General features: G+C 69.1%; 13 protein-coding genes. 10 read left to right on the forward strand and 3 right to left on the reverse strand.

Going from position 1 to position 13,483, the window contains the following annotated elements; translation table 11 throughout:
• Positions 1 to 27 precede the first annotated feature (27 nt).
• Positions 28 to 1,170, forward strand: coding sequence for a helix-turn-helix domain-containing protein (locus J7U46_RS00555; protein WP_282822865.1), 1,143 nt, complete (start codon positions 28 to 30; stop codon positions 1,168 to 1,170).
• Between the two features lie 43 nt (positions 1,171 to 1,213).
• Positions 1,214 to 2,272, forward strand: a complete 1,059-nt coding sequence (gene selD, locus J7U46_RS00560; RefSeq protein ID WP_282822866.1) for a selenide, water dikinase SelD — start codon at positions 1,214 to 1,216, stop codon at positions 2,270 to 2,272.
• Here the strand turns inward: selD and J7U46_RS00565 are convergent.
• Positions 2,262 to 3,539 (reverse strand): 3-deoxy-D-manno-octulosonic acid transferase, encoded by a 1,278-nt coding sequence (locus tag J7U46_RS00565; RefSeq protein WP_282822867.1) that lies wholly within the window; start codon positions 3,537 to 3,539, stop codon positions 2,262 to 2,264. The genes selD and J7U46_RS00565 overlap by 11 nt on opposite strands.
• A complete protein-coding gene (locus tag J7U46_RS00570) occupies positions 3,536 to 4,924 on the reverse strand; it encodes a phosphomannomutase/phosphoglucomutase (protein WP_282822868.1) in 1,389 nt (462 codons plus the stop codon). The genes J7U46_RS00565 and J7U46_RS00570 overlap by 4 nt, the downstream gene beginning before the upstream one ends.
• Before the next feature lie 181 nt (positions 4,925 to 5,105).
• On the opposite strand from J7U46_RS00570, the gene J7U46_RS00575 reads away from it, so the two are divergent.
• The 8 genes from J7U46_RS00575 to J7U46_RS00610 all read left to right on the forward strand — a co-directional run bounded on the left by J7U46_RS00575 (position 5,106) and on the right by J7U46_RS00610 (position 12,776).
• Positions 5,106 to 6,278, forward strand: coding sequence for a histidine kinase (locus tag J7U46_RS00575; protein ID WP_282822869.1), 1,173 nt, complete (start codon positions 5,106 to 5,108; stop codon positions 6,276 to 6,278).
• Between the two features lie 3 nt (positions 6,279 to 6,281).
• Positions 6,282 to 7,082 carry a LytTR family DNA-binding domain-containing protein gene (locus J7U46_RS00580; protein ID WP_282822870.1) on the forward strand — a complete coding sequence of 267 codons (801 nt, stop codon included), beginning with the start codon at positions 6,282 to 6,284 and terminating at the stop codon, positions 7,080 to 7,082.
• A gap of 125 nt (positions 7,083 to 7,207) precedes the next feature.
• The gene (locus J7U46_RS00585) at positions 7,208 to 8,344 is read left to right on the forward strand and encodes a histidine kinase (protein ID WP_282822871.1); all 1,137 of its coding nucleotides are present in this window, start codon (positions 7,208 to 7,210) and stop codon (positions 8,342 to 8,344) included.
• The gene (locus J7U46_RS00590; RefSeq protein WP_282822872.1) at positions 8,341 to 9,108 is read left to right on the forward strand and encodes a LytTR family DNA-binding domain-containing protein; all 768 of its coding nucleotides are present in this window, start codon (positions 8,341 to 8,343) and stop codon (positions 9,106 to 9,108) included. Before J7U46_RS00585 ends, J7U46_RS00590 begins: the two co-directional genes overlap by 4 nt.
• Before the next feature lie 26 nt (positions 9,109 to 9,134).
• Positions 9,135 to 9,902 carry a transporter substrate-binding domain-containing protein gene (locus J7U46_RS00595; RefSeq protein ID WP_282822873.1) on the forward strand — a complete coding sequence of 256 codons (768 nt, stop codon included), beginning with the start codon at positions 9,135 to 9,137 and terminating at the stop codon, positions 9,900 to 9,902.
• A gap of 28 nt (positions 9,903 to 9,930) precedes the next feature.
• Positions 9,931 to 11,376 carry an Ada metal-binding domain-containing protein gene (locus tag J7U46_RS00600; protein ID WP_282822874.1) on the forward strand — a complete coding sequence of 482 codons (1,446 nt, stop codon included), beginning with the start codon at positions 9,931 to 9,933 and terminating at the stop codon, positions 11,374 to 11,376.
• A 30-nt stretch (positions 11,377 to 11,406) separates the two neighbouring features.
• On the forward strand, positions 11,407 to 11,886 hold the full coding sequence (locus J7U46_RS00605; protein WP_282822875.1) for a methylated-DNA--[protein]-cysteine S-methyltransferase: 480 nt from the start codon (positions 11,407 to 11,409) through the stop codon (positions 11,884 to 11,886).
• Positions 11,883 to 12,776 (forward strand): DMT family transporter, encoded by an 894-nt coding sequence (locus tag J7U46_RS00610; RefSeq protein WP_282822876.1) that lies wholly within the window; start codon positions 11,883 to 11,885, stop codon positions 12,774 to 12,776. The genes J7U46_RS00605 and J7U46_RS00610 overlap by 4 nt, the downstream gene beginning before the upstream one ends.
• Here the strand turns inward: J7U46_RS00610 and J7U46_RS00615 are convergent.
• Positions 12,736 to 13,479: a transporter substrate-binding domain-containing protein gene (locus J7U46_RS00615; RefSeq protein WP_282822877.1), complete on the reverse strand. Its 744-nt coding sequence runs from the start codon at positions 13,477 to 13,479 to the stop codon at positions 12,736 to 12,738. The two genes, J7U46_RS00610 and J7U46_RS00615, sit on opposite strands and share 41 nt — an antisense overlap.
• Positions 13,480 to 13,483 lie beyond the last annotated feature (4 nt).

Below are 13,483 nucleotides of genomic sequence, written 5' to 3' on the forward strand. Positions count from 1 at the left end.
GCAGCTTCATGCAGCAAAGGTGTTCCGATGGCGCAAGCGCAGGGTCTGCAAGGTCCGCAGGGGCCGCACGGCAACGGCGCGGTGCCACGCGCGGCGCTCGACGCCAAGCATGCGCAAGACATCGCCAGCTCGCATGAACGCTGCGTCGCCTTCGGCCTGAGCCCCGGCGCTGAGGCCGACCTCACCCGCCTCACCAGCGCCGGCCTGCAAGACCTGCAGCACCGCAACGCGCGCCTCTGTGCCCAGGCCCTGCCGGTGATGGAAATGCTCTACGAGCAGCTGACCCACGCGCAAAGCATGGTGCTGCTGACCGACGCCAGCGGCGTGATCCTGCATTCGCTCGGCGACCCCGGCTTCCTGCAGCGCGCTCAGCAGGTGGCGCTCTCGCCCGGCGCGCTCTGGTCAGAGGCGGACAAGGGAACAAACGCGGTCGGCACCACCTTGATGACCGAGCTGCCGACCCTGGTCCACGGTCAGGAGCACTACCTGCGCTCCATGCAGTTCCTGACCTGCTCGGCCGCGCCCATCTTTGACCACAAGGGCGCACTCCTTGGCGTGATCGACGTCTCCGGCGACCGCCGCTCCTACCATCCGCACACGCTGGCCCTGGCCACCATGTCGGCCCGCCTGATCGAGGACCAGTGGTTTGGCGACCGCTTCCGCCACAGCACGCGGCTGCAGTTCCACACCAGCATCGCCGGCCTCGGCACCTTGAACGAAGGCCAGCTGGCGCTGGACGAAGAAGGCCATGTGCTGGGCGCCAACCGGCGCGCGCTGGAGTTGCTCGGCCTGCCGGCGGCGGTGCTGCGGCGTGAAAGCCTGTCCAGCCTGTTCGGTCTCGGTTACGGCGAGGCTGTGGACCGCTCGCGCGGTGATGCCTCGCTGCAACTCCCGCGCGGTGAGCGCGTGCTGCATGCCAAGCTCAGCGTGCAACTGAATCAGCCGCTCTCGCGCCATCCCTTGTCGGCCGCCGAGGCCGCTGCGCCACGCAGCTTGTTCACACCGGCGCCACCGCCAGCGGCGGCGGCCATGCACAGCCTGCGCCAGACCGAGAGCCAGGCCATCCAGGCGGCGGTGCAAGCCAGCGGTGGCAATCTCTCGCTGGCGGCGCGGGCGCTGGGCATCGGGCGCAGCACGCTGTACCGCAAGCTGCGGGCGATGAACGGCTGAGCCTGCGCCTATCATGGCGGCCCGACAGCAGCCATCGTCCGCCATGAATCCCGACGCCGCCGTTCCCCGTCTCAGCAGCCTCTCGCATGGCGGCGGCTGCGGCTGCAAGATCGCACCCGCAGTGCTGGCCGACATCCTCAAGCACAGCGGCGCCAGCACCCTGATGCCGCCCGAGTTGCTGGTCGGCATCGCCACGGCGGACGACGCGGCCGTCTACCAGCTGAACGAGGAACAGGCCCTCGTGGCGACGACGGACTTCTTCATGCCCATCGTCGACGACCCCTTCGACTTCGGCCGCATCGCCGCCACCAATGCGATCAGCGATGTCTATGCGATGGGCGGCAAGCCCATCTTTGCGCTGGCCCTCGTGGGCATGCCGGTCAACGTGCTGCCGGTCGAGACCATAGGCAAGATCCTGGCGGGCGGCCAGTCGGTCTGTACCGCCGCCGGGATCCCGATTGCCGGCGGCCACACCATCGATTCGGTCGAGCCGATCTACGGCCTCGTGGTGCTGGGCCTCGTCCATCCCAAGCAGGTCAAGCGCAATGCCGACGCCCAGGTCGGCGACCGCCTGGTGCTGAGCAAGCCGCTGGGCGTGGGCGTGCTGTCAGCCGCGCTGAAGAAGGAGAAGCTCGATGCTGCCGGCTACGCGCAGATGATCGCCACCACGACGAAGCTGAACACGCCGGGCCCCGAACTCGCCGCCTTGAGCGGCGTCCATGCGCTGACCGATGTCACCGGCTTCGGCCTGGCCGGCCATGGCCTGGAGCTGGCGCGCGGCGCGGGCCTCAGCGTGCTGATCGACTGGGCCCGCGTGCCCTTGCTGGATGGTGTGCGCGAGCTGGCCGAGCGAGGCCTGGTGACGGGTGCCTCGGGCCGCAACTGGGCGTCCTATGGCGAGCAGATCGGCCTGCCAGAGGGCTTTGCAGTGGCCGACCGCGCCTTGCTGACCGACCCGCAGACCAGCGGTGGCCTGCTCGTCAGCTGTACGGAGCAAGCCCTGCCGGCGGTGATGGAGATCCTCCACCGCCATGGTTTCGACGACGCGGCCGAGATTGGCCAGGTCAGCGCCGGGCCGGCCGGGCTGATCCTCAGCGCTTGAGCAAGCCCAGCAGCGCCTCGGCCATGCGGCCGGCTGCCCCGCGATGCGCCGCGGCAAAGGCCTCGGCCCGGCCCGCCATGGCTTCACGGCGCGACGCATCGGCGATCAGGGCACGCGCCTGAGCCAGGCCTTGCTCCATGTCGGCCACACGCAAGGCCGCACCGGCTTCCAGCGCCAGCTCCGCAGCCTGGGCGAAGTTGAAGGTGTGCGGCCCCATCAGCAAAGGGCAGCCGCAGGCCGCCGCCTCGATCAGGTTCTGGCCACCGAGCGGCAGGAAGCTGCCGCCGAGCAAGGCCGCGTCAGCCAGGCCGTAGTACAGCGCCATCTCGCGCAGGCTGTCTCCCAGCCAGGCATCGGCCTGCCACGCCTCGCTGCTCGGCTTCTCGCCAAAGCTGCTACGCCGCGCGAGCCTTAGGCCCGCCGCCTCGATCAGGCCGGCCACTTCGTCAAAACGCTGCGGATGGCGCGGCACGATCAAGAGCAGCGGCCGGCTGGCGGCAGGCAGGGCGGCGAAGGTGCTCAGCAGCAGCGCTTCCTCGCCTTCGCGGCTGACGGCGAACAGCAGCACCGGCCGCTTCAACTGTGCGTGCCAGGCACGGCCCTGGGCCAGCAGGGTTTCATCGGGATGGAGGTCGAACTTCAGATTGCCGCAGACCTGCACGGCACCCACGCCGCTCTCGCGCAAGCGCCGTGCATCGGTTTCGGTCTGGGCCAGGGCCAGCTTCAGTGCTCGTGCGGCCGGCTCCATCAGCCAACGCAACCGCCGGCCTTGCCGGAAGCTCTTCTCCGACAAGCGCGCGTTGGCCAGCACCAGCGGCAAGCCCGCCTTCGCAGACTCATGCTGAAGAACGGGCCAGATCTCGGTCTCCATCAGCACGCCGATGGCCGGCCGCCAATGCCTGAGAAAACGCCGCACGGCGCCCGGCGTGTCGTAGGGCAGCCAGGCCTGAACATCGCCGGGCTGCAGCAGCGCGGCGCCGGCTTCGCGGCCGGTGGCCGTGCTGTGGGTCAGCAAGAGGCGCAGGCCGGGCCGCTGGTAGCGCAGCTCTTCGATCAGGGCGCGGGCGGCCAGCGTCTCGCCGAGCGAGACGGCATGAACCCAGAGGCGGCCCGCCTCGGCGGTGCCGCTGTACAGCCCCAGGCGCTCGCCCCAGTGCTGGCGGTAGGCCGCTTCGGCCGCACCGCGCCGCCACAGGCGCAGCAAGTACAGCGGCGTGGCCAGCCGCAGGAAGCTCGCGTAGAGCCAGCGGCTGATCGCTTCTTTCAATGGCCCGCCGCAAAGACGGCGTCAGGCTTGACGCGCTTCAGCTGCGCCACCACATCGTGCTGGATGCGTTCCAGCGCCTCGGGCGTGTGGCCCTCGAAGCGCAGCACCAGCACCGGCGTGGTGTTGGACGGGCGGATCAGGCCGAAGCCGTCGGCGTACTCGACGCGCAGGCCGTCGATGGTGATCACCTCCAGCGAGCCGGGGAACTCGGCGATCTCCTTCAGCTGCTTCACGACCTCGTGGTGCTCGCCCTCGGCGCAGGGCACGTTGATCTCGGGCGTGGCGAAGCTGTCGGGCAGCGCGTTCAGCACGGCGCTCGGGTCCTTGGAGCGCGAGAGGATCTCCAGCATGCGGCCGGCCGTGTACATGGCATCGTCAAAGCCGTACCAGCGCTCGTTGAAGAAGATGTGGCCGCTGAGCTCGCCGGCCATGGGTGCGCCTGTTTCCTTCAGCTTGGCCTTGGCCAGCGAATGGCCGGTCAGCCACATCAGCGGCTTGCCGCCATGCTTGCGGATCCAGGGCGCCAGGCGCTGCGTGCACTTGACGTCGAAGATGATCTCGGCGCCCTTGTTGCGCTTCAGGATGTCGGCGGCCAGCAGCATGATCTGGCGGTCCGGCATGATCATCTGGCCGTCCTTGGTGACGATGCCGAGGCGGTCGCCGTCGCCATCAAACGCCAGGCCCAGCTCGGCGTCGCAGGCGTGGACGATGCGCTTCAGATCCTCGAGGTTCTCGGGGCGCGAGGGATCGGGATGGTGGTTGGGGAAGTCGCCATCAACCTTGCTGAAGATGTCGATCACCTCGCAGCCGAGGGCGCGCAGGATGGCCGGTGCATTGGCGCCGGGGATGCCGTTACCGGAGTCGACGACGATCTTCATGGGGCGCGAGAGCTTGCAATCCGACACGACGCGATGCTGGTACTCCGCGCCGATGTCCATCTTGCCGACGCGGCCCTTGCCGCTGTCGTAGTCCTCGGCCTCGATGCGGCGGCGGATGCCCTGGATCTGCTCGCCATAGACGGCCGCGCCGCCCAGCACCATCTTGAAGCCGTTGTAGTCCTTGGGGTTGTGGCTGCCCGTGACCATGATGCCGGAGTTGCAGCCATGCTTGCCGCGCGTGGCGGCCACGTAGTACAGCATCGGGGTCGTGACCGCGCCGATGTCCACCACGTCGAGGCCGGTCGAGGCCAGGCCGCGGATCAGGGCCGCCGCCAGCGAGGGGCCCGAGAGCCGGCCATCGCGGCCCACGGCCACGGCCTTCTCGCCGATCAGCTTGGCCTCGGTGCCGAAGGCCCGGCCCAGGTGCTCGGCCATCTCCTCGGTCAGGCTCTGGCCCACGATGCCACGGATGTCATAGGCCTTGAAGGCGGAGGCTTGAACTTGCATGAAGGTCTCTCTTGTAGGGGTAGACAGCTCTGGACTGGCGGCGATTGTAGGCAGGGAGCGGAGGCGGCTTCGTGCCTGCGCCGTAACCGCCCAGCCCACCGCCTCGTCGATTGGCGCTGCGCCGCGACCGCCCGCGACCGATGCTGCCGCACCGCGCCGCATGGCTCCCTACACTGGCGCGATGACGACTTCCTGGAAGCAGCGGCTGCGCGGTGCACGGCGCGACTATTGGCGCCTCAACAAGCAGCGCGCCGAGCCGCTGTGGCTGGGCATGCTGCTGCATGCCGGTGTCGGTGCCCTGGTCGGCGATGGGTTCACCCTGCTCGCCGCCCTCTTCAGTGCCAACCTGTTGAAGCCGGACTTCTGGGTGCCCTACCTCGCCATCTCGGCCCAGCTGGGCGCCCTGATCGGCCTGCTTTGCCACCTCGGATTCAGGCTGATCGAGCGGCTGCTGCCGGCCGAGCGCCTGGAGGCCTTGAACCGGGGCACCGGGCGCGACAGCCTGCTCGTCTTCATCGCCCTGCCAGCCGTGCAAAGCGCCCTCGGGTTGGTGATGTACCAGACCTTCGTGCGCTCGCGGCACGAAGGCGTGCTGGTCGCACCGCGCCTGCCCGACAAGGGCAGCTTGATCACCTTCCTGTTTTGCGGCGCTGTCTTTGCGCTGCTCGCCTTCTGGCGCCTGCGCGCCCAGCTGAAAAGCCAGCTGACCCAGCAGCAGATGACCGAGGCCCAACTGCGCCTGCTGCAGGCGCAGATCGAACCGCATTTCCTGTTCAACACGCTCGCCAATGTCCAGGGCCTGATGGACTACGAGCCGGCCCAGGCCCGGCGCATGCTGGACGCCTTCACCGACTACCTGCGCGCCAGCCTGCAGCAGATGCGCGCTCAGGACGTCAGCCTCGGCCAGGAGCTGGCCCTGGTGCAGAGCTACCTGACCGTCATGCAATGCCGCATGGGCCCGCGCCTGCAGACCCGCATCGAGGTGCCGGCCGAGCTGCACGCCGCACGCATCCCTCCGCTGCTGCTGCAGCCCCTGGTCGAGAACGCCCTGCACCATGGGCTGGAGCCGCAGGTGCGGGGTGGCACGGTGCTGCTGCGCGCGCGGCCGCAGGGCGCGGGCTTCGTGCTGGAGATCGAGGACGACGGCGTGGGCCTCGCGCACAGCCGCCGCCATCCCAGGCGCGGCAACGGCGTGGCGCTGAAGAACATCCGCGACCGGCTGCTGGCAGCCTACGGCCCCAAGGCGCAATTGCTGATTGAAGAGGCCGCCAGCGGCCATGGCACCTGCGTGCGCCTGAGTTTTCCGGCCCTTCGCCCGGCGGCCAGCACGGCGACGCAAGAATTGACGATCTGAACCATGAGCCTTCCAACATCACCCGCCGCCCCCAGCGCCGTGCTGGCCGACGACGAACCCCATCTGCTGAGGGTGCTCCAGGACCGGCTGCGCGAGCTCTGGCCCGAGCTGCGCATCGTCGGCCTGGCCAGCAACGGCGTCGAAGCCGCCGAGCAGATCGCCAGCCTGCAGCCCGACGTCGCCTTCCTCGACATCCAGATGCCCGGGCTCAGCGGCCTGGAGGTGGCCCAGGGCATCGAGGGCCCGACCCGCGTGGTCTTCGTCACCGCCTACGACCAGCATGCGCTGGAGGCCTTCGAGCATGAGGCGTTGGACTTCGTGCTCAAGCCCGTCCGCGCCGAGCGGCTGCAACGCACGGTGGAGCGGCTGCAGCGCCTGCTGCAACCCGCCGCGCAAGCCGCGTCGGACGACCAATTGGCCCGGGTGCTGCAGCGGCTGATGCAGGCCCAGGCACCGGCGGCGAGCGATCCACCCCCAGGCCTGTTGCGCCATGTGCGCGCCAGCCAGGGGACGCAGATCCACCTGATCCCGGTGGACGAGGTGCTGTATTTCCAGTCGGACGACAAGTACACGGCGGTCCGCACGGCGGGCAGCGAGTACCTGATACGCACGCCCATCACCGAGCTGCTGCAGCAGCTGGACGCCGAGCAGTTCTGGCAGGTCCATCGCGCCACGGTGATCAATGTCGACTTCGTGCAGACCACGCGGCGAGACGACAACGGCCGCCTGCTCTTGCGCATGAGGGGCCTGGAAAGAGAGCTGGCCGTCAGCCGCGCCTACGTCCACCTGTTCAAGGCCATGTGATCGGGACGGGCCGGGGCCGCGGCTCGCCGTCCGTCGGCCGCGCTGTCGATTCGTCGCCGGCCCGGCGCGCGCCCTGGGGCCATCCCTCTAGGCTTCGCCCATCGTCACACCGACACTCACGCGCCATGCCCACCCTGACCTCCCTGCTGCAAGACTTCGGCTATGCCCGCAGCCGCTACTTCAAGTTGCACAAGCACCGCGACGAGAAGCTGTGGGCCCGCCTGCTGATCAGCAGCGCCTTTGCGCTGTTCTTTCCGAGCTTCTTCATGAGCCTCGGCGTGGTGTTCGGCCGGGCGCAGCTCAGCCTCGCCTCCGTGCTGGTCACCTTCCTGCTCGGCTTTTTCATTGCCTTCTGCATCCACGGCACCTACCGGGCCGTCGAGTTGCTGGCCTCTGAGAAGCGATTGGCCCGGCTCAACGCGGGCGGCTGGGGCGGCAGCCTGTTCTTTGCCGGCGTGCCCATGGTGATCATGGCGCTCAGCTTCTGGGTCTTCACCTGGCTGTTGCGGGTCGTGGCCGACGTCGAGGTCCGGGGATCGCCGTTCGACTCGGTGCGCGCAGCCAGCCAGTTCCTGTTCATCAGCCTGATGTTCGCCCTGGCCAGCATCTACATGGCCTGGCAGAGCAACAAGCGCAAGGCCCTGCAGCTGCAGGCCACCGAGGCCCAGCTGCTGCGCCTGCAGGCCCAGATCGAGCCGCACTTCCTTTTCAACAGTCTGGCAGCCGTGCAAAGCCTGATCGACCCGGCGCCCGAGCGTGCGAAGCAGATGCTGGAATGCTTCACCGACTACCTGCGCGCCAGCCTCGGCACGCTGCGGCTGGAGACCTGCCTGCTTGAGCAGGAGCTGCAGGCCGTGCAAAGCTATCTCATGCTCATGCAGATCCGCATGGGCGAGGAAAGGCTGCAGTTCAGCATCGAGGTGCCGCCCGCGCTCGCCAAGCTGAAGCTGCCGCCGCTGCTGCTGCAGCCGCTGGTGGAGAACGCCGTGATGCACGGCCTCGAAGCCAAGGCCGAGGGCGGCCACGTGCGCATCGAGGCCACGCTGTTGGACGGGTGCCTGCGGCTGCGCGTGGAGGATGACGGCCTCGGCCTCGCCGCCGCCCAGCGCCGCGCCAGACCCGGACATGGCCTCGCCCTGAAGAACATCCGTGAAAGACTGGTCGCCCGCCATGGCGAGGAGGCCAGCCTCAGCGTCACCCCGAGCGAGCAAGGCTGTGTGGCCGAGCTCATCCTGCCCCTGGACGACAAGAAGACCCCATGACCCGCGCCCTGATCGCCGACGACGAAGTCCACCTGGCCGAGTACCTGCGCCAGCAATTGAAAACCCTGTGGCCCGAGCTGGAGGTCGTGGCCCTGGCCCGCAACGGCACCGAGGCCGCCGCCCGCATCGCCGAGCTGTCGCCGGACATTGCCTTCCTCGACATCCAGATGCCCGGACTCACCGGCCTCGAGGTGGCCGAGAGCATCGAGGGCCCGACCCGCGTGGTCTTCGTGACCGCCTTCGACGAATACGCCGTCGAGGCCTTCGAACATGCAGCGCTGGACTATGTGCTCAAGCCGATCAAGACCGATCGCCTCGCCAAGACCGTCGAGCGCGTGCGCGCCGCGCTGGCAGCCCCTGAGTCGGAGCCCGACGCCGGCCTGGCCGAGGCTTTGCGCAAGCTCAGCCCGGTGCCAGCCACACCGGTCCCCAGCGCCAGCCGCCTGCGCTACGTGCGTGCCAGCCAAGGCGAGCTGATGCACCAGGTCGATGTGCGCGAGGTGCGCTTCTTCCATGCCGACGACAAGTACACCTGCGTGCAGACGGCCGACGCCGAGTACCTGATACGCATGCCCATCGCCGAGCTGGTGGCGCAGCTGGACCCCGATGAGTTCTGGCAGATCCACCGCTCGACCGTCATCAACCTGGCGCACCTGGCCGGCACGCGGCGCGACGAGACGAGCCGGCTGTTCGTTCGGATCAAGGGCTTGGAGCGTGAACTGCCGGTGAGCCGGGCCTACGTCCATCTGTTCAAGGCCATGTAGACGGGCGCCGCTGCTAGAGTGGGCCCATGCGGCGCTCGCTCATCATTGCCTCCACCCTGGCTGTACTGGGCAGCGGCACGGCGCTGGCACAAGTGCAGGAGCGCCTGCACTGGCTGGGCGGCGACCTGCCGCCCTTCGTCTGGCAGAGCGCCCAGGGGCCCCAGGGCTATGCCTACGAGCTGCTGGTGCTGATGGCACGCAAGCTCGGCCGACAGCCCGAGGTCGCCTTCTACCCCTGGGCCCGCTCGGTCAAGCTGACCCAGGAGGGCGAGGCCTATGGCGTGTTCCCGCTGGCCCGCACGCCCGACCGCGAGGCCCAGTTCCGCTGGCTGATACCGCTGGCCCATGTGCACTACAGCTTCTTCGCCCTGAACACGGCGCCCCATCCCCTCGGCCTGGAGCAGTTGCGAGCGCAGAAGGTCGTCGTGCTGCGCGGCTCGCCCATCATCAAGAACCTGCAGGCCCAGGGCTTCGCCGACATTGCCGAGGCCAAGGACTACCGCGACATGCTGCGCATGGTGTCGCGTGGCGTGGCCGTGGCCGCCTATGCCGGCGCGCCCATGCTGCAGGCGGCGATGCAGGCGTTCGGCTTCAAGGCGAGCGACTACCGCATGGTCGCCACGCTCGGCGATGCCGACCTTTACATGGGCACTTCGCTGCGCCTCGCCCCTGCCGAAGCGCAGCAATGGCTCGATGCCTATCGAGCCCTCGAGCAGGACGGCAGCGTGGGCCGCCTGCAGAAGAAATACCAGCTGCTGAAGGCCGGCGGGCACATGTCCGGAAACGGCCAGTAATTCAGGGGCAGCGGCCTAAGATGGCTGCATGTCCACGCTAGACGCCCTGCACTGCTACCCCGCCCTCCTGGCCCGCGACGCGCGCTTCGACGGCCGCTTCTTCGTCGGCGTCACCTCCACCGGCATCTACTGCCGCCCCGTCTGCCGGGTGCGCACCCCCAAGGCCGCCAACTGCCGTTTCTTCGCCAGCGCCGCCCAGGCCGAGGCCCAGCGTTTCCGGCCCTGCCTGAAGTGCCGGCCCGAGCTGGCGCCCGGCCAGGCCTGGAGCATGATGGACGCTTCGCGGACGCTGGCACGCCAGGCCGCCGAACTGATGGATGCCGGCGAGGCCGAGACCGTCGAGGCCCTGGCCCAGCGCCTCGGCATCACCGACCGCCACCTGCGCCGCATCTTTGCCGCCGAGCATGGCGTGAGCCCCTTGCAATACCTGCAGACGCGCCGCCTGCTGCTCGCCAAACAATTGCTGGCTGATACCGGCCTGCCCATCACCGAAGTGGCAGCCACGGCCGGCTTTGGCAGCCTGCGGCGCTTCAATGCCGCCTTCCTGGAACACTACCGGATGCAGCCCTCGATGCTGCGGCGCGGCTCGGTGGTGTCAGCCTGCGGTGAGCCGGCGCTGCGCCTGGCCTACCGGCCGCCCTATGCCGCCGAGGCGCTCTTGCAGTTCATTGCAGCGCGCGCCCTGCCGGGTATCGAGACCGTGGATTTCGAAGCGCGCACCGTCAGCCGCTCGCTGAGGCTGCGCCACGGCGGCCGCGAGCTGGCCGGCCGCATCGTCGTGCGCTTCGATGCCCATCAGCCGGTCGTGATGCTCTCACCCTGCAGCTCGGTTTGGGCCGGCGCGGCCGCCCTGATACCGCTGGTGAGGCGCTGGCTGGACCTCGATGCCGAGCCTGAGGCCATTGCCGAGCGCCTGGGCTCGCTCGCGGCCGCCACGCCGGGTCTGCGCCTGCCCGGCAGCACCGACCGCTTCGAACTGGCCGTCCGCGCCGTGCTGGGCCAGCAGATCACGGTGGCGGCGGCCCGCACGATTGGTGGCCGTTTCGTCGAGCGATTCGGCGAGCCTCTCGATCCCGAACAAGCCGCCCCCGGCGTCGATCGCCTGTTCCCCCGCCCCGAGCACATCGCCGAAGCCACGGTGGAGTCCATCGCCGAGCTCGGCATCATCCGCCGTCGCGCCGAATCGCTGATTGCCATTGCCAAGGCCTGGCCGCAGCTCGCCTTTGCCCGTGGCGATGGTGGCGTGGCCGAAGCCCTGGCCGGCCTCGAAGCCCTGCCCGGCATCGGCCCCTGGACCGCCCACTACATGCTGATGCGCGGCTGGAGCTGGCCGGATGCCTTTCCGCCGGGCGACGTGGTGCTGAAGAAAATGCTCGCCTTGCGCGAGCCCGGGCCCGACACCGCCGACTGGCAGCCCTACCGCAGCTATGCCGTGCTGCAGCTGTGGCGCGAAGCAGCCACCGCACCGAAGTGACCTCATTGAATGATTGAAGGACGACAAGCCATGCTTGCACAACAACGGATAGCCACGCCGCTGGGCCCCTTGACCGCCCTGCGCGACGACGAAGGCCTCGTGGGCCTGTGGTTCGACGGCCAGAAACACCATCCCGGGCTGCTGGATGCACCCGAGGCTGCGGCCGACCCGCTGTTCGAGCAAGTCGAGGCGGGCCTCGCCGCCTACTTCAAGGGCCAGGCCTTGCCGCAAGACCTGCCCCTGCATCCGCAGGGCACGCCTTTCCAGCGCGCTGTCTGGCTGGCGTTGCTGCAGATTCCGGCCGGCGAGAGCCGCAGCTACGGCGAGCTGGCCGCACAGCTGGGCAAGCCTGGCAGCGCGCGCGCTGTCGGCGCGGCCGTGGGGCGCAACCCGGTGTCCATCCTGATCCCCTGCCATCGCGTGCTGGGCGCCGATGGTTCGCTGACCGGCTATGCCGGCGGCCTGCATCGCAAGACGGCACTGCTGAAGCTGGAAGGACTGCTGCAGTGAAACTTGCCGACCTGAGCGAACTGGTCCTGCTCGCCGCCGTCTGGGGCGCGAGCTTCTTGTTCCTGCGCTGGGGCGCACCGGCTTTCGGGCCCATGACGCTGGCCGGCCTGCGGGTGCTCGGCGCGGCCCTGTTCCTGCTGCCCATCCTCGCCCATCGCCAGGGCCTCGCGGAGCTGCGCCAGGTCTGGCGCCCGATGCTGGGCCTCGGCCTCCTGACCAGCGCCATCCCCTTCGTGCTCTTTTCCTACGCGGCACTGTCAATCACGGCCGGCCTGTCCAGCATTCTCAATGCGACCACGCCGCTGTGGGGCGCCCTGGTGGCCTTCCTGTGGCTGAGCCAGCGGCTCGATGCGATGCGCGTGCTGGGCCTGATCGTGGGCTTCGGCGGCGTGGTGTTCCTGGCCTGGGACCAGGCCTCGTTCAAGCCGGGCGGCAGCGGCTGGGCCATCCTGGCCTGCTTGGCAGCGACGCTGAGCTACGGCCTCTCAGCCAGCTTCACCAAGCGCTACATGGGCGGCGTGTCGGCCATGACGCAGGCCGCCGGCAGCCAACTGGCCGCCGCCGTGTGGCTGCTGCCTTTCGCGCTGTGGTTCTGGCCGGCGGCGACGCCCGAGCCGCGCGCCTGGGTCAGCGTGGTGGGCCTTGCCCTGCTGTGCTCGGGCCTGGCCTACATCCTCTATTTCCGCCTGCTGCAGCGCGTGGGGCCGACCAATGCGCTGGCCGTGACCTTCCTGATCCCGGTGTTCGCGCTCTTGTGGGGCGGGCTTTTCCTCGGCGAGTCCTTGAGCCTGCACATGCTGGCCGGCTGCGCCATCGTGCTGCTGGGCACGGCGCTGGCGGTGGGCCTGATCAAGCGAGCAGTCCGGAGCGCCGCAGCACCGGCGCGATGAGGCCTTCGCGCCTCATTGCCTCCACGGCCTGCCGCCAGACCAGCAGCTCGGCTTCGGGCATGCCCTTGGAGGCGGCAAGCCAAAGCTGGACCTTTTGCAGCAGCGCGCCTTCGCGCACCGTGTCATAGGACAGCCCCATGCGCTTGAGGCCCTCGCACACCGAGTGGTCGGCCGTCAGCAGCGCATCAAAGCGCCCGAGCCGCAGCATGCGCAGCGCCACCTCGTTGCTGGTCACGAACTGCAGCCTGGAAAAGCCAGCCGCCTGCACCAGCTCGACCATGCCGGCCGAGCGCATGCCGCCAACGCGCAATCGCTTGGCGGCATCGAGGCTGCTGATGTCGACCCGGCTCTCGACCGGCGCAAACAGCATGAAGCGCACCTCGATCAGCGGCGCGATCCAGTTGAGCAGCGCTTCACGCGCCGGCAGGCGTGCCGACGGCAGCACGAGTTGCGGGCGAGCGAGCGAGGCGTCCTGCAGCGCTCGCGCAAAAGGCATCAATTCCAGCTGCAACTCGCGGCCGAGCCGCCTGGCCGCCAGCTGCAGCAGCTCGACCGCCGCACCGGCCACCTGGCCCCCGCCATCGCGGAAGGAGTACGGGGCGGCATCGCCGACCAGCACCCGGACGGCCGGATCGGAAGCAGCCCGGGTGAGACCGGTCGCACTGCCGAGAAGCAGGGGAAGAAGAAGCTGACGTCGTTGCATGATG

Origin of the sequence: Pelomonas sp. V22 (assembly GCF_030014915.1) — a bacterium.
Lineage (GTDB): Bacteria > Pseudomonadota > Gammaproteobacteria > Burkholderiales > Burkholderiaceae_C > JAUASW01.